The organism is Thermococcus sp. EP1, from assembly GCF_001317345.1.
Lineage (GTDB): Archaea > Methanobacteriota_B > Thermococci > Thermococcales > Thermococcaceae > Thermococcus_A.
On record NZ_JXCG01000043.1, the window covers coordinates 1 to 303 of the forward strand.

The following is a 303-nucleotide window of genomic DNA, read 5'->3' on the forward strand; positions in this document are numbered from 1 at the left end:
CAGCTTCTCTTGCCAATGCTGCCAGATCAGCGCCCACGAATCCATGAGTCTTCTCAGCTAACTCCTCCAAGAGGAAATCAATTAAACGATGCCTTATCTCTTCATACAACTTCTCATCAATGTTTTTAAGAAGTTCTTTAATCTCTTCTTCTATATCTGGGGTCTCCTCTATTTTCATAAGAGTCCTTTCCACAACTCCCTCGAATCGTTCGTAACTCTTAAGCTCTACCAAAGCCTTCTTAACATCTTCTTTTCTGAAGTCAGGTTCAATAGGCATGCCTCTTGTGTGAATTTGAAGGATTT

General features: G+C 40.6%; 1 pseudogene. It reads right to left on the minus strand.

From position 1 onward, the window contains the following. Nucleotides 1–303, minus strand: a pseudogene (locus EP1X_RS09975) (AAA family ATPase); the annotation flags it as partial.